Source organism: Dysgonomonas sp. 216 (assembly GCF_010501065.1).
Taxonomy (GTDB): Bacteria; Bacteroidota; Bacteroidia; order Bacteroidales; family Dysgonomonadaceae; genus QVMM01.
This window is the reverse complement of record NZ_QVMM01000017.1, coordinates 50,400-68,735: the sequence shown is the minus strand read 5'-3', so window position 1 is coordinate 68,735 and position 18,336 is coordinate 50,400. Positions and strand designations below refer to the sequence as shown.

Genomic DNA, 18,336 nt, shown 5'->3' with positions numbered 1-18,336 from the left:
AATAACGGAATTTATCTGACATAAAAATCCAGAAGTTTTTCTCCCTCCAAAAAACCCTCCAGATGGTCGCCCACATTCACAGTACCAACCCCTGCAGGTGTACCGGTATATATAATATCTCCTATTTTAAGAGTAAAAAAACGACTGGCATACGCAACAATCTGGTCTACGGAAAACAACATTTCGCTCGTATTTGCATTCTGCACACATTCTCCGTTTTTCAATAACGAAAAATGAAGAGAATCAACACTATTGCTCAACGAATCCCGTCCCACAAATTCGCCTAACACTGCAGCACCATCAAAAGCTTTGGATATTTCCCAAGGTAGTCCTTTTTTCTTTAAATCGTTTTGTAAATCGCGGGCTGTAAAATCGATCCCTACCGACACGTCGGCATAATAACGATGAGCAAAACGTTCTGCTATATTTTTCCCCAACCGATTTATTTTCACAACCAATTCCAATTCGTAGTGAACATCATTAGTAAAGTCTGGTATATAAAAAGCCTTTCCGTCTTTTAACAGTGCCGAGTCTGGTTTTAAAAACAAAACCGGGCTTTGTTCTTTTGGGGACACCAACCTATTCATCTCCTTATTATGAGACTCATAGTTCGACCCCACACAAATAATCTTCATTAATAAAGTTTATAACACATTCTAACTTTTAGCGATTATAAAAAGTGTTGATTGGCATTTTCCGCTTCCTAAAAAAACCGCTATCTTTTACATTTAATATTCACAAAGATAAAATTTATTTATAAATAAGAAAATGCTTTTCAAAGGTTTGCCAACAGATTAACATTCGAAGGGAAAATATATCGTAAAACATCTGTTTTTTGTCTCTTATATATGGCAGATATTATTTATCTTTGCAACTCTAAAAACAAATGTCATTTATATACAGCTTATGAGTTCACTTGAAAAAAACACCGCAGAAAAGCTTCTTAAGATTAAAGCAATAAAGCTCCAACCTTCTAACCCTTTTACTTGGGCATCGGGCTGGAAATCACCAATCTATTGCGATAACCGTAAAATATTATCATACCCTAACCTTCGCAGTTATGTTAAACTGGAGTTAAGCCATCTTATCCTCGAACATTTTAGAGATGCCGACGCTATTGCCGGAGTTGCAACCGGAGCGATAGCACCCGGCGCCCTGATAGCCGATGCTTTGGGACTGCCGTTTGTATATATCAGATCGAGCCCTAAAGACCACGGATTAGAGAATCTTATCGAAGGAGATTTGAAACCCAAAAGCAAAGTTGTTGTTGTTGAAGACCTTATTTCGACAGGTAGCAGCAGTCTTAAAGCTGTTGACGCAATACGAGCCGATGGTTCGGATGTTGTAGGAATGGTTGCTATTTTCACGTACGGATTTCCCGTTGCCGAAAAGAAATTCAAAGATGCACAAGTTGAGCTTAAAACCCTGACAAATTACGAAGCCGTTCTTCAAGAAGCTTTAAAAATTGATTACATAGCAGAATCGGATCTCGACACGTTGCAGGAATGGAGAAAAGCTCCTGCCGAGTGGATGAAATAATCACTAAATATTAAATTAAACCTGTTTGCCTGTAGGCAGACAGGTTTTGTTCAATAATAGAGACACTAATAAAAACAATTAAAATTGCCCGATTGCCAATAGCATTTACAATAAAGCAACCGACCAATTTATAACAAAAAGCAATGGCTGAATTTTATAGCGAAGAAAAAAAAATTTCTTATCCCAATTCTACTGTATACAACGTTTTCTCTGACATGAGAAACCTTGAAGCATTAAAAGAAAAAATGCCTGAAGACGACAGGCTCAAGGGGTTTTCGTACGAAGAAGATTCGTGTTCGATATCAGTCGATCCTGTGGGTAAAATTAAATTCAACATAGTTGAAAGAACACCTAATTCTTTAATAAAATTCGAAGCCGAACAAGTACCTTTTGCTTTAAGCCTATCGATATTATTAGAGCAAACTTCGACCGAAGAAACCACAATGAAAGTTGGCGTTGTTGCCGACTTAAACCCTTTTATAAAACCAATGGTTTCGAAGCCACTACAACAAGCTATCGACAAAATAGCCGATATGATGGCTTCAATTCCGTTTGATGAAATAAACCAATAAGAATATAATTCTGTATATCGCATGAAACTCTGGGAGAAAAACGTACAAGTAAATAAAGACATTGAAACATTTACTGTTGGACGTGACAGGGAAATGGATGTTTTTTTAGCCAAACACGACGTGCTTGGCTCTATGGCTCACATAATTATGCTTAGCGATATTGGCTTGATAAGCAAAGCAGAATTACCACAGCTATTGAACGAGCTTCGCCAAATATATAAACTTGCCGAAAACGGAAGCTTTATTATTGAAGACGGAATTGAAGATGTGCATTCGCAAGTTGAATTAATACTTACCCGCAAGCTGGGAGATATTGGTAAAAAAATTCATAGCGGACGTTCGCGAAACGATCAGGTTCTTGTCGATTTGAAACTTTTTGCACGTGACGAAATACAAACTGTTGTAAGTTTAGTTTCGAAACTTATCGACACTCTACTAACACAAAGCGAGCGATACAAAAACGTTTTGATGCCGGGATATACGCATTTGCAAATAGCTATGCCATCTTCGTTCGGTTTATGGTTTGGCGCGTATGCCGAAAGCCTTGTCGATGACTTACAGTTATTGCTTGCAGCTTACAAAATATGCAACCGCAACCCCTTAGGATCGGCAGCAGGATATGGCTCGTCTTTCCCCCTAAAACGTCAGGAAACTACCGATTTACTAGGTTTCGACAGCATGAATTACAATGTGGTTTATGCACAAATGGGACGGGGCAAAATGGAAAAAACCGTATCGTTTGCCCTTGCCGGAATTGCGGCAACTATATCGAAACTGGCATTTGACGCCTGCATGTTCAACAGCCAGAATTTCGGGTTCATAAAGTTGCCCGACGAATACACTACGGGGTCGAGCATTATGCCACACAAAAAGAATCCCGATGTATTTGAGCTTACACGTGCCAAATGCAACAAAATACAAAATCTTCCGGCCGAAATAACTCTAATCATCAACAACCTGCCATCGGGTTACTTTAGAGATTTGCAAATAACTAAAGAAATATTTATTCCTTCGTTCGACGAACTGAATAACTGTATTGTTATGGCCGAGCGAATGATGAGCAAAGTTATAGTAAACGAACAGATATTGAACGACGATAAATACGCTGCAATATTTAGTGTTGAAGAAGTTAACAAACTAGTGGCTAACGGAATGCCATTCAGGGATGCTTATAAAAAAGTTGGTTTAGACATAGAAGCAGGCAACTTTGTTCCTGACAAAAATATAAGCCACACACACGAAGGAAGCATAGGCAACCTTTGCAACCAAGAAATAGAATTACTAAAACAAAACATAATAGATCAGTTTGATTTCAAAAAAGTAGAATCAGCTATCGAAAAATTACTGACGCAAGATTTCTGAAAAAATGGAAAATACTGAGATTATTTTGGTCAACATTTCGGGCGAAGACAGACCCGGTGTTACAGCAGCACTAACGGGCGTACTTGCCAAATACGATGCTAATATTCTTGATATAGGACAAGCTAATATACACCACACTTTATCGCTGGCAATACTATTCGAGTCTACGACAGCCAAATCGGGCGATATTTTAAAAAACCTGCTGTTTATTGCATCCGAACTTGGAGTAACAATACGTTTTTCGCCATTAAGCAAAGAGGAGTATTCGAACTGGGTTAATCGTCAAGGTAAAAATCGCTATATAGTAACAATACTGGGAAGAGAGTTGAAAGCTCGTCAGATTGCATACGTTGCCGAAGTATTAAGAGAATTCAAAATGAATATCGAATCGATAACCCGCCTAACGGCAAGGGTTCCCATCGATATGAAATCGCGCCCCAATAGGTCATGTATCGAAATGCAGATAAGAGGAAGTGTTGATGTAGATGCCGTTCACCGCCGTTTTATGGAACTTTCATCGAAACACTCTATCGACATTGCCTTTCAGGAAGAAAGCATGTACCGCCGCATGAGACGTGTTATATGCTTTGATATGGACTCTACACTCATTCAAACCGAAGTGATAGATGAACTTGCCGACCGTGCTGGAGTTGGAGAAGAAGTTCGCGCTATTACAGAATCGGCGATGCGTGGCGAAATAGATTTCAGCGAAAGCTTCGAACGCAGGGTTTCGTTACTGAAAGGGTTGGACGAATCGGTAATGAAAGATATTGCCGAAAACCTACCCATCACAGAAGGAATGGCACGCTTGATTAGGATACTGAAAAAGAGCGGATACAAAATAGCGATACTTTCGGGAGGGTTTACCTATTTCGGGAACTACCTGAAAGACAAATATGGATTTGACTATGTGTATGCCAACGAATTGGAAATTGTTGATGGAAAATTAACAGGAAAACATTTGGGCGACATTGTAGATGGCAAACGTAAAGCCGAACTATTAAAACTAATAGCTCAGGTAGAAAAAGCCGATATACGTCAAACTGTTGCAGTTGGAGACGGAGCAAACGACTTGCCAATGCTTGCCGCCGCCGGATTGGGAATAGCATTTCATGCAAAGCCCAAAGTTAAAGAAAATGCAAAACAATCGTTATCGACCGTAGGACTTGACGGAATACTTTATTTCCTTGGATATAAGGACTCTATGCTTGAAAACGAAAACCAATAAACCCTGTTGCTATATCTAATTATTTTAGATTGTTATACATATCAGCTGCATTTATGTTAAAAATATGTTATAGAACATGTTTTTGATTGCAGATTTAAAATATTGTATTACTTTTGTAGTGTAAACCAAGGTATAGAAGAGTCTTATACAGGTAAAGAGATTGATTATATATTAGGTTTTATTTGGTTACATGGTTATTTAGGTTTAGGTTATTGATTTTTTAGTTCCGCTGTTCAAAAGGAGAATTCCTTTTGAACACACCTAAAAGCGGAATTTTTAAGTTTGATTATTTTCGATAGAATAAATATATAAAATAAGGCTTTCCTTTTGGAAAGCCTTATTTTATTTCTCAATATTTTTGGCCGAATTTCTCTTTTCTTTAATATTCGCTTCTCCCTAAAACTTATACCCCAGAGAAACACAGACATTAAAATTATGGTAAGTAAAATCTTTGTAATCCGGCTTATCTGCAATATTTATTACACTTGAGCTGACCTCAACACCCAAAATATATTTACAATATTCTAAATCAGCTTTAATTCCAGCACCAAAATCAAATCGTTTCAAAGATTCACCTCGAAGCCAATCACGGTTTTCATCAAAAACACCATCGCCAAAAGTATCCCATTCTATTTGGGTAACACCATTACTCCAAGTTCCATTATTCAATTTTTGCTTTGTCTTTCCGCCTATACCATAACCAATATATGGACCGGCACCTAAAACAACATTCAAATTATCACGAACATGTAATTTGTATGACCCGTACAATGGAAGTTCCAGATAAAGTTGATTGAACGTATGAGTAAAGTCTGGAGTTCCTCCAACATAATCATTTACATTCAGATCCTCTAACTTTGAACCCTTTACCGAGAAAAATAATCCCGATTGAATCATAAAGTTTCTGTTAAACGAATATTCGGCTGTTGCTCCCACCTTGTACCCTAATCTAAATTTACTTTCAGAGGCATCTTCAACAAACGCAGTCGACATATTCAATCCTGCTTTAACTCCAAAGCGAATAGGTGTTTGTGCCAATAAATTAATATTTAAACAAAACAATAGTAGATAAACTAATACAGCTTTCTTTCGGTTCTTCATAAATACAATATAAAAATTACACTTTACTAATTATAAGGTATCCGGTTTTTTCGTCTCTTCTCAACGTAAGTTTAGGACTACGCACATATCTTTTTCCGGAAGAATTTACCCCATACTCAATAGTTCCGTCCTTACTGAGATAAAACGACTGCCAACCATAGCCACGTTCGCCTATATAAAATTCATAATCTTTATTATCGTAGTAGATTTTGTTAAAAATTTTATTCAACTCATCATTTTCCGTTTTTACAGGAAATGCAAACACAAGGTTTATGTGCGAATTAATAAAGTTGATATAATTCTCTGCATATTTAAGATTAGAATCCTGAACGATTTCGCCATAAGTGTTCTTATAATATTCTTTAACAACAAAGTCCAGAAGTATTTTCTCAGCCCAATACATCTGAGGAAGTATGCCTAATGTAGAATAATCAGCTTCGTCGTCGTACACCAAAGGCGTACCAGACTCGCTTGTAACAAGCAAAGAAACACCATCGTTCCACTTAAATTTAAAAACGGGCGCATCCTCAAAATATTCCCCTAAGTCTTCAGGACTGGGCGTTTCTTCTTCATCTTCCGATAACAAGGCCGAATTATTTACCTCCGACGAAGCAGATGTTTTGTCCGAACTGTTTTTACCACAACCCGCAAGCAAAAAAAGCAGTACGGAAAAGAACAGTAGAAATTGTTTTGTTTTCATACAATTATTGAAAAAGGTATTCTTCCTTTCGGAAAAACACCTTTTTTCTATTTTATGCTGAATAATTAATATCCTCTGATAGCTTTAATACCCGGAAGTACTTTTCCTTCGATAAACTCAAGAAGAGCACCACCACCTGTTGATACATACGAAACATCGTTAGCCAATCCCATTTGATTAACGCAGGCAACAGAGTCGCCACCGCCAACAAGAGAGAACGCTCCATGTTTTGTAGCCTCAACAACAGCTAAAGCTGTAACTTTTGAACCTTGAGCAAAGTTTGAAAACTCGAATACGCCTACAGGACCATTCCAAAGAATTGTTTTTGAGTTTTTCAACACATCAGCAAATTCTTGTTCTCCTTTTGGACCTATGTCTAATCCCATCCATCCGTCAGGAATTTGATCTGCGTCTACAAATTTCGAGTTAGCATCGTTACTGAATGCATCTGCTATTTTAGCATCGCTGGCAATAACCATTTTCACGTTATTAGCCTTAGCTTTAGCTATAATATCTTTTGCAACATCAAGTTTATCGTCTTCAACCAACGAGTTTCCTATTTTTCCGCCTTCAGCCTTGATAAATGTGAAAGCCATACCACCACCGATGATAAGGTTATCAACTTTATCAAGAAGGTTTTCGATAATATCAATTTTTGAAGAAACTTTTGCTCCACCAATAATTGCAGTGAATGGGCGAGCAGGATCTTTCATTGTTTTTTCAACAGCATCAATTTCTTTTTGCATCAAGAAACCAAACATTTTATGATCGGCATCAAAATAATCGGCAATAAGTGCAGTTGAAGCATGCGCACGGTGAGCCGTACCAAATGCATCGTTTACATATACATCGGCATACGACGCCAATTGTTTTGTAAACTCTTTTTGTTTCTCTTTTATTTCTTTTTTAGCCGCTGCTTTCACGTCGTCGGTAGCATCTTCTGCTAATCCACGAGGTTTTCCTTCTTCTTCGGCATAGAAACGAAGGTTTTCCAACAACAAAGCTTCGCCCGGTTGAAGAGCTGCTGCTTTCATTGCAGCCTCTTCGCTGGCACAATCCGAAGCAAATTGAACATCAGTTCCTAACAATTCAGAAACATGAGCAAGAATATGTTTTAAAGAGAATTTATCGGTTACTCCTTTTGGACGACCAAGGTGAGAACCAATAATTACACTACCACCATCGGCAATAATTTTTTTCAAAGTTGGCATTGCTGCACGAATACGTGTGTCGTCTGTGATGTTAAAATCTGCATCAAGAGGCACATTAAAGTCAACTCTCACAAAAGCTTTTTTGCCTGCGAAGTTGAATTTGTCAATTGTCATCATAATCTTTCTACAATTTAAAAGTATATTATTACTATTTGTCTGTTTATCTTTTTTAAAGACTAAGAATTCCGAGCAACTCGGAGGTAGTTTTTTGCTTGGCAAAGATACAATAATCTGTTATATTTTTCTAGTAAAAAAAAGAAATATAATGCATTAAAACTCTTTGATAAACTTGTTTGATAAGTGTACTTGTCAATATGATTACTTTTCAGAATGTTATTAACTAACAACTCTTTCCTTATAAATAAATCAGGGAAACTCACTGTCCGAAGACAGCTTGGTTTCCCTGTTGGCTAAAATACTAAACACCCGTTATTTAAATATCTTATCTATTTCGTGTACAATTACATCAAAAAGCTGATCCGACCAATCGTTTTCAAACAAACGCCCTACCTCTTCTTCTATAAGCGCTAAAATAGGGCGGGCAGAAAAACCATTCATCCATATAACCCGTGCCACCAAAAACAATGTTGCATTATCGGCAGAAATCCCCTTGCTTTCAGCCCAATCCTTCAATTCCGAAACCGAAGGCATCTCTCCTGCTTTGGGCTTTCTTCCATTTTCGAGATACTCTATATAGCTGTTAAATATCACTCTGACAACAGGATTTGGCTCATCGTCGACACTTACACACAAGCCTTTTTTCAAAGCATTGGACTCGAACGAATCGTCATCCAACAACGACTCTACCAATAGTTGAATGTCCTTGGCTATACTTTCCGTAACCCTTAACAATATCGGCTTCATCATTTCGATATTTTAATATCAAAAACCGGTAACTTATCGATAAAAACCTCAAAATTATCGAGTATAGCTTCTGTCTCGAATTGCTTATTCTCGTCAAACTGCTCCCCGATAAGACATAAGTTCTGCATATTGAGCTGTGTGAAGTCGACCGAAAATCGGCAACCGCAAGCATTGTTATCATAATAATCGCGCAGAGTAAGAAAAGTCCAGGTAGGAAGTATCCCGACATTTGTATTCTCCAACTTTATTCGTTCCAGAATATTTAAACCTGTGGAAAAAGCAAGATTTTGCAAAGACAAAATATCATCTTCGTCCGACGGGACAAAAAGAATAGAAAAATTTACCGAGTTTACAAATAAATTCGACTGGTTGCGCCCTAAGATGGGGTCTTCGAGCCAAAACAATGGGTGGTTTTCATTTCCGTTTCCCAATTCGTAATTACGATTGTAACAGAACGATTTTATTAACTTGTGTTCGCGGGCCTGTTGCCTGAAAATGTTTATAACCGATTGAATCATACAATAAAAAGTTTTGAATTAATACTTTCTACTGTATAGATAAAATGCTCCGTTTTTTTTAGGTTTATTACCGACGCGGCATTACAAATCCATGCGCAGCCTTATCATATGACGGCACTGAACACCATTTTCGAAAATAGGTTCGGGATAATGTTTTGTAAAAAAGTCGAAATCGACCGAAGTTATAGTAAAGCCACATTTTTGATAAAAAGCCAGTTGATCTATGCCCGTATTACCTGTTCCTACTTCCAGCGTTTTATAATTTTTAGCTCGCGCCGCCTCTATCGCATTAAATATTAATGCTTTACCCAGCCCCATACTTTGCAAACTCTCGGCAACTGCAATATTTACCAACTCTATTGTAAACGGACGGGTAGGCAGTAAAACATATTCGCCTACAACTTCGCCATCTTTGTTAAAAGCAGCAAAACATTCTCCCCTGTCCAAATAATCGGCTACAGCCTCGGGAGACGGATCTGCCAGATACAGCAGATCGAAGGGCATAGGCTCTTTTTCGGTTAACAACCTTATATTTATACCTTCCATAAATTAAATTTCGATTAAGCCTTCGGGCAAGTTCATTTCAACAATCTTATTTCGTGCATCTACATTCAGTATAAAGTCTTCCGATGCAGGAATAAGAATTTCTTCGTCACCTCTTTTTACCACAAATAAAACATTTATGGTTGCATCGTCTATGCTCTCTACAACACCTATATCGCCAATGGTTGAATCGGTCACCTTAAATCCGATGAAAAAATTCCAACTATACTCAACATCTTCTTCCGCTTTGTCGAAATAATCTCTCGGAAAATACACATCGGTATTATTAAGCCTGCTTACGGCTTCGTCCGAATCCATCCCTTCAAATTTAATCAGAGCGGTTTCTTTTCCTTTGAAACGATACTCCTCGACAAAAAACGGAACAAATATGCCATCAACAAGGCATACCAAATAAGGACAATCAACTTTATCGAAAACATCGTTTTCGAACAAAAATGCTATTTCGCCTTTTATTCCGTGAGGCTTAAGAAATTTTCCTATTTTAAATATTTCGTCTTCGAGGATCATTTTCCTTCTAATTTTAAGTATGGATAATTTTCCCTTCTAAACTTATCTTTTTTTGGAATTATTATTGCGTTGTTGTTTACGCTGATTGAGGTCTTTCATATCGGGAAGTTTTATATCAGAGCCTCTCACATCAATTTGCTTGTTCGATAGCTCGTACAAGTCCTGAAATATTTTCGAGTCATCAACCTCCTTATTCCATTGTATGTACGACTTTTTCATATGTACAAGAATCAGCATAATAAGCTGTTCTCTTTCTTTCTCTTTGGCATCCTCGTAATCGGCGGCCAGCTTTATCATTTTTTCGAGAATCTTTCCGTAATGCTTATAATTCATTTCAGGACGGCTATATTCCAGCTTACCGGGCTTCGAATACAAGTCTTCCTTCTTTATTATATCGTACGGATAATCAATATCCAATTTAAAATTGGACATTATCGCCAAATGATCCCATAGTATATGTTTAAAGTCATTAACGTCTCTCAGATGGGGAAACATATTTCCCATAATATTTATGATAGTATCGGCACAACGTTTACGTTCTATTCTATCTTCAATGGCAACGCAAAAATCTACCATGTTCTGTATATTTCGCCCATATTCGGGTAGAGCCAAATCTTTTAATTGAGTATTATATTCCATTATATATATTTAGATTTTCTGTTTTTTATTGCACTTCTGCAACATTGTTATTTGTTTCGGAAACCGGAGATAAAATAGTTTTATAACGAGAGCCATCCGACAATATTGCTGCAGCCTCTTTCAGTTCCTTGCTGGTTTTTAGTTCCTCAACAATTTCGCCTCGTTGATAATAATAACGCTTAGCTATTTCCGTATTCAGAAGCTCTTTTATTTCCTGTTTAAATGTTTCTAAATCCCTGTCTAAATTAGGAGTAAGTTTATCTGCCAATGCTTTATATTCTTCACTCGCAGAATCCATATAACCCTCAAACTCCAAAACTTCCTTCAACGATTTCAACGATTTTTCGCTCAGCATATCATATTTGAAATCTTTTTTAGCTTTCACATATTCCTTAAAGCTTTCATAGTCCTGATCGCTTATATTAAAAGTGCCTATTTGCCCTATTTCCTTATGCTTGCTAGCCCAATCGGTTGCATAATCGAATATGATATATTGGGTAGCCAAATAGAAAGCAAGGCTTGGTGTTTTCTCTTGTTTTATAACAATATCAGGATTTATACCTCCACCATCTCTCACCTCACGTCCATTTACTGTTTTATATACATGGGTCAAACTATCGGGAATACGTTGTACGCTGCCATCTTCGTTATGATGCGCATAATCAATAGCCTGTATACATCTGCCACTCGGAACATAGTATTTCGAACTGGTTATCTTCATGCTACCACCAAAAGGCAACTCACGGGGCATTTGTACCAAGCCTTTGCCAAAAGTACGCTCCCCAATTATCACAGCACGGTCTTTATCCTGTAAAGCCCCGGCTACAATTTCGGCTGCCGAAGCCGATCCTCTATCCACCAATACAGCCAATGGTATTTCTGCATCTATTGGCTCTACAGTTGTACGATATACCCGTTCGGTTTGCTTTAGCTTGCCTTTTGTCGACAAAACAACTTCACCTTTTGGCACAAAAAAGTTTACAACCTGTACAGCTTCTTCCAAAATTCCACCACCATTACCTCTTAAATCGAGAACTATTGACGCCACACCCTGCTTTTTCAGATCGAGCAAAGCCTTCTTTACATCCAATGCACTTTTATCGGTAAAACCTGTATACGAAATGTAACCAATATTATTTTCGAGTACCCCATAATAGGGCACCGAACTTACTTGTATTTTCTCGCGGGTTATTTTAAACTCACGAGACTTCTTCTCGCCCGGACGCAATGCCACAACCTTCAAACTTGTTCCCGGCTGACCTTTCAAAGTATTGCTAACCTGAGAACTTAACTTTTGCCCATAGTCGGACGATGAAGCATCCCCTCCCCCTTCGAGCTTTGTCATATCTTTTCCATCAATCGAAAGGATAATATCACCGTCTTTTAATCCCGCTTTAGCAGCAGGCATATTTTCGTATGGCCCACTAATAATAACACGGTATTCTCCATCTATTTTTCGAGCCGATATATACGAGCCTACACCGCCGTATTCGCCGGTTGTCATTATTTTAAAGTCGCCCATTTCCTCTTCGGTTATATAATTGGTATAAGGATCGAGCCCTGCCAACATACTAACGATACCCGTCTGAACAACTTTCTCTACATCAACGGTATCTACGTAAAACATATCCAACTCTTTTATCACAGAATTGAATATTTCGACATTTTTATTGATATTGAAATACTTGTCTTCACCTTTCTTTTCTTGCGAATAGCCAGCCTGAACCGCTATTGCCAATAATATTAGTAAAGTATAAAATTTGCGTTTCATTGTTATAATCCAGATTTAAATTCTTAAAACCTTTATATTGTTGTGTAGAAAACATTAAACTAAAGAACAAAGAAACGATTTTTTTTACACATACTAAAACACTGTTTTGTTATATCTTTATAAAAGACTTCGCCAAAACCTTGAATCAAAAAATAAAAAAGCAAAAAAAACAATATTCTTTTTTCTTTAAACAAAGCCAATTCCGTCACCTTTTGTCGGTTTGTTAAAAACAAACAGTTACAAAATGACACAAAAAAGCGCATACTCAGACTAAATTACTTGCGTATTCAGGCTTATTTTTGTTTCTTTGTAAATCAGAACAACCAACATCTATATAAATATGCTAGAAAATGTACGTGTAAAAGAGGTTAAGAATGTTGTGATAAGATTCTCGGGAGATTCGGGAGACGGAATGCAGCTTTCGGGCACAATCTTTTCTACTCTGTCTGCTGTTTTTGGAAACCAAATAGCAACCTTTCCCGATTTTCCTGCCGAAATTCGCGCACCACAAGGAACATTGAGCGGGGTATCGGGCTTTCAAGTACACCTTGGGTCCGAAGTTTATACTTCAGGAGATAAAGCCGACGTGTTAGTCGCCATGAATCCTGCCGCATTAAAAGTTAATGCAGCTAACTTAAAACACGATTCGGTTGTAATTATCGACATCGACTCATTCCAGAAAAAGGACTTGGAAAAAGCCCTTTACAAAACCGACGATGCCATTCAGGAATTAGGGCTTACGGGTATTCAGTTAGTGGCTGTGCCCATTACTACGCTCACCAGAGCCAGCCTTGAAGGTATGGATTTGGATATGAAGTCGAAAACCAGATGCAAAAATATGTTTGCACTAGGCTTAACATGTTGGTTACTGAACAGGCCTTTAGATGTAGCAAACCAATTACTGTCATCCAAGTTTGCTAAAAAACCAATGTTGGCCGAAGCCAACTTAAAAGTGATGGCCGATGGTTATAACTACGGACAAAACCGTGACATGACGGCTAATATATACCGTGTTGAGACTGTTAACTCGGAAAAAGGATTCTATCTCGATCTGAATGGTAATACCGCTACTGCATACGGATTGATGGCTGCCGCAGAAAAAGCAAACAAACAGCTGTTTTTAGGCTCATACCCTATAACCCCTGCAACCGAAATAATGCAGGAACTGGTTAAACGCAAAGATTTAGGCGTAAAAGCAATTCAGGCAGAAGACGAAATTGCTGGAATATGTATGGCTATAGGAGCCAGCTTTGCCGGAAAATTAGCTACAACAACTACATCGGGTCCCGGACTTGCACTAAAAAGCGAAGCCATGGGATTAGCTGTGATGGCCGAATTACCTTTAGTTATTGTTGACGTACAACGTGGCGGACCTTCAACAGGATTGCCTACAAAAAGCGAACAAACCGACCTTCGTCAGGCATTGTATGGACGTAACGGGGAAAGTCCCATTGTGGTAATGGCTGCATCGAGCCCTACAAACTGCTTCGATTCGGCTTATTGGGCTTCAAAAATAGCTTTGGAACATATAACACCCGTAGTTTTATTGACAGACGGTTACATAGCAAACGGGTCGTCGGCATGGCGAATTCCGGAACTCGACAAATATCCTTCAATTGTGCCACACGACCAGTCTCAGCTTAAATCGGGAGAATGGACTCCTGCTTTAAGAGACGATGAAACATACGCCCGATATTGGGCTGCTGCCGGAATAGAAGGCTATACGCACCGTATTGGCGGACTCGAAAAAGATTACAACACAGGAGCTATATCCACACACCCTGAAAATCACCAAAAGATGGTGAATACACGTCAGGCAAAAATAGAAAAGATAGCCGACTATATACCCCAACTTGAAGTATTGGGTGACAGCAACGCCGAATTATTGGTTGTAGGCTGGGGCGGAACTTACGGACACTTGCGTGAAGCTGTAAGAAAAATGAATAACGACGGAAAGAAAGTAGCTCTAGCACATTTCAACTTCATAAATCCGTTACCAAAGAATACCGAAGAAATTCTTCGCAGCTACAAAAAAATAATTGTAGCTGAACAAAACATGGGACAATTCGCAGGCTTTTTAACCGAAAAAATTCCGGGATTGGCTATTTCTCGCTACAATAAAGTTGATGGACAGCCATTAAATGTTGAGATTTTGATTAACGAATTTACTAAAAAACTGGAGGAATAACAGCCATGAGTATAGATACAAATATGAAACAAGCAACGCCATGCAATGCTAAAGATTATAAAAGCGACCAATACGTGCGCTGGTGTCCCGGATGTGGCGACCATGCTATATTGAACAGCCTTCATAAAGCAATGGCCGAACTAAGCCTTCAACCTCATCAGGTAGCAGTTGTTTCGGGTATCGGTTGTTCGTCGCGCCTGCCTTATTACATGAACACATACGGATTCCACACCATTCACGGACGTGGAGCAGCTATTGCAACAGGCGTAAAAACAGCCAACCCCGACCTGTCGGTATGGCTAGCCACAGGCGATGGCGACTGTCTTGCTATTGGCGGTAACCATTTTATACACTGCGTTAGGCGTAATGTAAACATAAACATACTTTTACTGAACAATAAAATATACGGACTTACAAAAGGTCAGTACTCGCCAACATCGGAACGCGGATTTGTTTCCAAATCGTCGCCATACGGCACTGTCGAAGATCCATTCAATCCGGCAGAACTGACAATGGGGGCACGTGGCACATTTTTCGCACGTTGTATCGACGTAGACCTAAAGGGTTCGGTAAATATGTTTGTTGAGGCTGCACGCCACGAAGGAACATCGGTTGTAGAAATACTTCAGAATTGTGTGATATTTAACGACGACGTACATAAATGCGTTATCGACAAATCGTGCCGTGCCGAACGCACAATCACTTTGAAGCATGGCGAAAAAATGCTTTTTGGCGAAAACAACCAATTTGGAATTGTAGCCGAAGGCTGGGCACTGAAAGCCGTAGAAATAGGAAAAGACGGATACTCGATAGATGACATATTGATACATGATGCTAAAACACAAGACAACGCCTTGCATATAAAACTTGCTGCTATGGATCCCAAAAGCGGAATGCCATTAGCGTTAGGTGTTATTCGCTCGGTAGAAGCTCCTGTTTACGATATAGAAGTAGAAAAGAGTATAGAAGATGTACAAAAGAAGATAGGAAAGAAAACCTTTACCGAATTTCTGATGAGTGGAGAAGTTTGGGAGATAAAATAAAAACTTTAACCGAAAATTTTGAAGAAATAAAAAATGGCTGTATATTTGCAGCCGTATTGCGAAAGTAGCTCAGTTGGTAGAGCACGACCTTGCCAAGGTCGGGGTCGCGGGTTCGAATCCCGTCTTTCGCTCAAATGTGACAACGGTCACATTTTTTTTTCTAAATGTTTGCGCACGTGGTGGAATTGGTAGACACGCTACTTTGAGGGGGTAGTGTCCGTAAGGACGTGTGAGTTCAAGTCTCGTCGTGCGCACTTCCGTATATTTAAACCCGTTGATTTTCAATAGAATCTCAACGGGTTTTTATTTATTCTAGCACAATAACCGTTAAGCAGATAAAGATTTTCGACAGACGCTTTTCGGATAGATTCAGTCAAATATTGAATTATTAATCTTAAATTTCACAAAACAACTGTTTAAAAGCACAATAGTATTTTAATTGAATACTACATAAATTTTGTGCCTAAACAATTTAATTGTATTTTTAACGCTTAATACATCAAGGAAAACTAAGTAGTTAATTATATATCAATCTGAACTAAAATCATGAAAAAGATTCTTATTGCACTATTATTGATTGGATTTTTGCCCTATACCCAAGCGCAAAATTCGGTAATAAAAAGTCCTGACCAAAATTTAAGTGTCGAACTTTCGTTAAAAAACGGAATACCTAATTATGCCGTAACATATAAAGGAAAACAAATATTGGAAGATTCTCCACTGGGATTAAAAACCAATGTTGGGGATTTCAGTAAAGATTTATCATTTGTTGATATTAAATTGTCGGATATTGAGAAATCGTACACTCAAAACAGAATAAAGAAATCAGACATTCATTATGTCGCAAAAGAAGCTGTTTGCACTTACGAAAACACTCAAAAACAGAAAATATTTATTACAATAAGAGTCAGTAATAACAATATAGCATTAAAATACGCTTTACCCCAGTTTGGCGAAACAGCTTGTTGCATTATCGAAAAAGAAGCCACCGGTTTTAAATTTCCTCAGTTCACAACAACTTTTCTTACACCACAAGCCACCCCTATGATTGGCTGGAAACGTACCAAACCTAGTTACGAAGAAGAATATGTAGCCGATGAACCTATCGGAACACCTTCGAAATACGGAGTGGGTTATACATTTCCCGGATTGTTCCATGTTGGAGATAACGGATGGGCATTGGTTTCGGAAACAGGCGTAAGCAGTTTATATTGCGGATCGAAACTTAGCGAAGGAACAAAAGACGGATTATATACAGTAGCCTTTCCCGAAGAAGGAGAAAATAACGGGATAGGAAATGCACAGCCGGCTATTGCGTTGCCCGGAGAAACACCTTGGAGAACAATTACAGTAGGCGACAACTTAAAACCAATTGTAGAAACAACAATCCCGTTCGATGTAGTTGAACCTTTATACGAACCTTCGACAGATTATAAATTCGGGCGTTCGACATGGAGTTGGATCATGTGGCAAGACAACAGCGTGAATTACGACGATCAGATAAAATACATAGACTTAGCTGCTGCAATGGGTTACGAATATGTTCTTATAGATGGCCTATGGGACAAGCAAATAGGCTACGACAGAATGCCATCGCTCTTTAAATACGCTCAGTCGAAAGGCGTAGACGTATTTTTATGGTATAACTCTAATGGCTATTGGAACGACGCTCCTCAAGGTGCAAAACAAAAAATGAGTAACTCGGTAGCCCGAAAAAAAGAAATGAAGTGGCTACAAAGCCTTGGTGTAAAAGGCTTGAAAGTTGATTTCTTTGGAGGAGACAAACAGGAAACCATGAAATTGTACGAAGACATTCTTTCCGATGCAAACGAATACGGATTAATGATTATATTCCACGGCTGTACTTTACCCAGAGGTTGGGAGCGTATGTATCCTAATTATGTGGGAAGCGAAGCCGTACTTGCATCCGAGAATCTTATATTCACGCAACATGCCAACGATACAGAAGCTTACAACGCATCGTTACACCCATTTATAAGGAATGCTGTGGGCGCAATGGAATTTGGGCCTGTATTGCTGAATAAGCGTCACAACAAAACAAACGATGGCGGACAAACACGTAAAACCACCGATATATTCCAGATTGCAACAGCCGTTCTGTTCCAAAGCCCCGTTCAGATGTTTGCCATTGCACCCAATAATTTAACGGATTGTGCCGACTTTGTCATTGATTTTATGAAGAAGGTGCCTACAACATGGGACGAAACAGTATTCATCGACGGTTATCCCGGTAAATATTGTGTACTGGCACGCCGACACAATAACGAATGGTATGTAGTAGGTATAAATGCCCAGAAAGAGCCTTTAAAATTAAAAGTGAATCTGCCCATGTTAACATCTTCTAAAGTGGCTATATATTCCGACACGAAAGACCGTAAACCACAACTGGAAGAAAAGTCTATAAAAAATAATAAAGAAGTTAGCCTGCTGATACAGCCCGAAGGTGGAATTATTCTGACAAACAAATAAAACACTCTATTAATACATAAAAAAATGCCCGACAGAAAC

General features: G+C 38.5%; 17 protein-coding genes and 2 tRNA genes. 9 read left to right on the top strand and 10 right to left on the bottom strand.

Going from position 1 to position 18,336, the window contains the following annotated elements; genetic code table 11:
* Window positions 1–11 precede the first annotated feature (11 nt).
* Window positions 12–635 carry a fumarylacetoacetate hydrolase family protein gene (locus tag D0T53_RS10415; RefSeq protein ID WP_163267611.1) on the bottom strand — a complete coding sequence of 208 codons (624 nt, stop codon included), beginning with the start codon at window positions 633–635 and terminating at the stop codon, window positions 12–14.
* Window positions 636–906: 271 nt separating this feature from the next.
* Between D0T53_RS10415 and pyrE the strand changes: the two genes are divergently transcribed.
* The 4 genes from pyrE (at window position 907) to serB (ending at window position 4,701) form a co-directional block, all read left to right on the top strand.
* Window positions 907–1,539: an orotate phosphoribosyltransferase gene (gene pyrE / locus D0T53_RS10410; RefSeq protein WP_163267609.1), complete on the top strand. Its 633-nt coding sequence runs from the start codon at window positions 907–909 to the stop codon at window positions 1,537–1,539.
* A 143-nt stretch (window positions 1,540–1,682) separates the two neighbouring features.
* Complete coding sequence (locus D0T53_RS10405) at window positions 1,683–2,111, top strand: SRPBCC family protein (RefSeq protein ID WP_163267607.1); 429 nt, start codon at window positions 1,683–1,685, stop codon at window positions 2,109–2,111.
* 21 nt (window positions 2,112–2,132) lie between these two features.
* Window positions 2,133–3,473, top strand: a complete 1,341-nt coding sequence (gene argH, locus D0T53_RS10400; protein ID WP_163267605.1) for an argininosuccinate lyase — start codon at window positions 2,133–2,135, stop codon at window positions 3,471–3,473.
* A gap of 4 nt (window positions 3,474–3,477) precedes the next feature.
* Window positions 3,478–4,701 carry a phosphoserine phosphatase SerB gene (gene serB / locus D0T53_RS10395; protein ID WP_163267603.1) on the top strand — a complete coding sequence of 408 codons (1,224 nt, stop codon included), beginning with the start codon at window positions 3,478–3,480 and terminating at the stop codon, window positions 4,699–4,701.
* Window positions 4,702–5,097: 396 nt separating this feature from the next.
* On the opposite strand, the gene D0T53_RS10390 is transcribed toward serB, so the two are convergent.
* From D0T53_RS10390 to D0T53_RS10350, 9 genes are all read right to left on the bottom strand, one after another.
* Window positions 5,098–5,802: an outer membrane beta-barrel protein gene (locus D0T53_RS10390; RefSeq protein WP_163267601.1), complete on the bottom strand. Its 705-nt coding sequence runs from the start codon at window positions 5,800–5,802 to the stop codon at window positions 5,098–5,100.
* 16 nt (window positions 5,803–5,818) lie between these two features.
* Complete coding sequence (locus D0T53_RS10385) at window positions 5,819–6,502, bottom strand: hypothetical protein (protein ID WP_163267599.1); 684 nt, start codon at window positions 6,500–6,502, stop codon at window positions 5,819–5,821.
* Between the two features lie 65 nt (window positions 6,503–6,567).
* The gene (gene pgk / locus D0T53_RS10380) at window positions 6,568–7,830 is read right to left on the bottom strand and encodes a phosphoglycerate kinase (protein ID WP_163267597.1); all 1,263 of its coding nucleotides are present in this window, start codon (window positions 7,828–7,830) and stop codon (window positions 6,568–6,570) included.
* Window positions 7,831–8,142: 312 nt separating this feature from the next.
* Window positions 8,143–8,580 (bottom strand): hypothetical protein, encoded by a 438-nt coding sequence (locus D0T53_RS10375; protein WP_163267595.1) that lies wholly within the window; start codon window positions 8,578–8,580, stop codon window positions 8,143–8,145.
* Window positions 8,577–9,095: a hypothetical protein gene (locus tag D0T53_RS10370; protein ID WP_163267594.1), complete on the bottom strand. Its 519-nt coding sequence runs from the start codon at window positions 9,093–9,095 to the stop codon at window positions 8,577–8,579. Before D0T53_RS10370 ends, D0T53_RS10375 begins: the two co-directional genes overlap by 4 nt.
* Window positions 9,096–9,176: 81 nt before the next feature.
* Window positions 9,177–9,641 (bottom strand): GNAT family N-acetyltransferase, encoded by a 465-nt coding sequence (locus tag D0T53_RS10365; protein WP_255489433.1) that lies wholly within the window; start codon window positions 9,639–9,641, stop codon window positions 9,177–9,179.
* A 3-nt stretch (window positions 9,642–9,644) separates the two neighbouring features.
* Window positions 9,645–10,166 carry a ribosome maturation factor RimM gene (gene rimM / locus D0T53_RS10360; RefSeq protein ID WP_163267592.1) on the bottom strand — a complete coding sequence of 174 codons (522 nt, stop codon included), beginning with the start codon at window positions 10,164–10,166 and terminating at the stop codon, window positions 9,645–9,647.
* A gap of 42 nt (window positions 10,167–10,208) precedes the next feature.
* On the bottom strand, window positions 10,209–10,805 hold the full coding sequence (locus D0T53_RS10355; protein ID WP_163267590.1) for a DUF4290 domain-containing protein: 597 nt from the start codon (window positions 10,803–10,805) through the stop codon (window positions 10,209–10,211).
* Window positions 10,806–10,830: 25 nt separating this feature from the next.
* Window positions 10,831–12,576, bottom strand: coding sequence for a S41 family peptidase (locus D0T53_RS10350; protein ID WP_163267588.1), 1,746 nt, complete (start codon window positions 12,574–12,576; stop codon window positions 10,831–10,833).
* A gap of 340 nt (window positions 12,577–12,916) precedes the next feature.
* Between D0T53_RS10350 and D0T53_RS10345 the strand changes: the two genes are divergently transcribed.
* From D0T53_RS10345 to D0T53_RS10325, 5 genes are all read left to right on the top strand, one after another.
* Entirely contained in the window at window positions 12,917–14,764 is a 1,848-nt protein-coding gene (locus tag D0T53_RS10345) for a 2-oxoacid:acceptor oxidoreductase subunit alpha (protein ID WP_163267586.1), read from the top strand.
* 23 nt (window positions 14,765–14,787) lie between these two features.
* Window positions 14,788–15,807: a 2-oxoacid:ferredoxin oxidoreductase subunit beta gene (locus D0T53_RS10340; RefSeq protein ID WP_185152994.1), complete on the top strand. Its 1,020-nt coding sequence runs from the start codon at window positions 14,788–14,790 to the stop codon at window positions 15,805–15,807.
* Window positions 15,808–15,865: 58 nt separating this feature from the next.
* Window positions 15,866–15,938 (top strand) — tRNA-Gly (locus D0T53_RS10335).
* Between the two features lie 39 nt (window positions 15,939–15,977).
* Window positions 15,978–16,061: transfer RNA gene (locus tag D0T53_RS10330), tRNA-Leu, on the top strand.
* Between the two features lie 292 nt (window positions 16,062–16,353).
* Complete coding sequence (locus tag D0T53_RS10325; RefSeq protein WP_163267582.1) at window positions 16,354–18,297, top strand: glycoside hydrolase family 97 protein; 1,944 nt, start codon at window positions 16,354–16,356, stop codon at window positions 18,295–18,297.
* Window positions 18,298–18,336: the final 39 nt, after the last annotated feature.

Coding starts and splice junctions, on each gene's coding strand:
- D0T53_RS10390 (WP_163267601.1), bottom strand. CDS start 5,802: ATGAAGAACCGAAAGAAAGCTGTATTAGTTTATCTACTATTGTTTTGT.
- rimM (WP_163267592.1), bottom strand. CDS start 10,166: ATGATCCTCGAAGACGAAATATTTAAAATAGGAAAATTTCTTAAGCCT.
- argH (WP_163267605.1), top strand. CDS start 2,133: ATGAAACTCTGGGAGAAAAACGTACAAGTAAATAAAGACATTGAAACA.
- pyrE (WP_163267609.1), top strand. CDS start 907: ATGAGTTCACTTGAAAAAAACACCGCAGAAAAGCTTCTTAAGATTAAA.
- D0T53_RS10415 (WP_163267611.1), bottom strand. CDS start 635: ATGAAGATTATTTGTGTGGGGTCGAACTATGAGTCTCATAATAAGGAG.
- D0T53_RS10350 (WP_163267588.1), bottom strand. CDS start 12,576: ATGAAACGCAAATTTTATACTTTACTAATATTATTGGCAATAGCGGTT.
- D0T53_RS10355 (WP_163267590.1), bottom strand. CDS start 10,805: ATGGAATATAATACTCAATTAAAAGATTTGGCTCTACCCGAATATGGG.
- D0T53_RS10405 (WP_163267607.1), top strand. CDS start 1,683: ATGGCTGAATTTTATAGCGAAGAAAAAAAAATTTCTTATCCCAATTCT.
- D0T53_RS10370 (WP_163267594.1), bottom strand. CDS start 9,095: ATGATTCAATCGGTTATAAACATTTTCAGGCAACAGGCCCGCGAACAC.
- serB (WP_163267603.1), top strand. CDS start 3,478: ATGGAAAATACTGAGATTATTTTGGTCAACATTTCGGGCGAAGACAGA.
- D0T53_RS10325 (WP_163267582.1), top strand. CDS start 16,354: ATGAAAAAGATTCTTATTGCACTATTATTGATTGGATTTTTGCCCTAT.
- D0T53_RS10365 (WP_255489433.1), bottom strand. CDS start 9,641: ATGGAAGGTATAAATATAAGGTTGTTAACCGAAAAAGAGCCTATGCCC.
- D0T53_RS10375 (WP_163267595.1), bottom strand. CDS start 8,580: ATGATGAAGCCGATATTGTTAAGGGTTACGGAAAGTATAGCCAAGGAC.
- D0T53_RS10385 (WP_163267599.1), bottom strand. CDS start 6,502: ATGAAAACAAAACAATTTCTACTGTTCTTTTCCGTACTGCTTTTTTTG.
- pgk (WP_163267597.1), bottom strand. CDS start 7,830: ATGATGACAATTGACAAATTCAACTTCGCAGGCAAAAAAGCTTTTGTG.
- D0T53_RS10345 (WP_163267586.1), top strand. CDS start 12,917: ATGCTAGAAAATGTACGTGTAAAAGAGGTTAAGAATGTTGTGATAAGA.
- D0T53_RS10340 (WP_185152994.1), top strand. CDS start 14,788: ATGAAACAAGCAACGCCATGCAATGCTAAAGATTATAAAAGCGACCAA.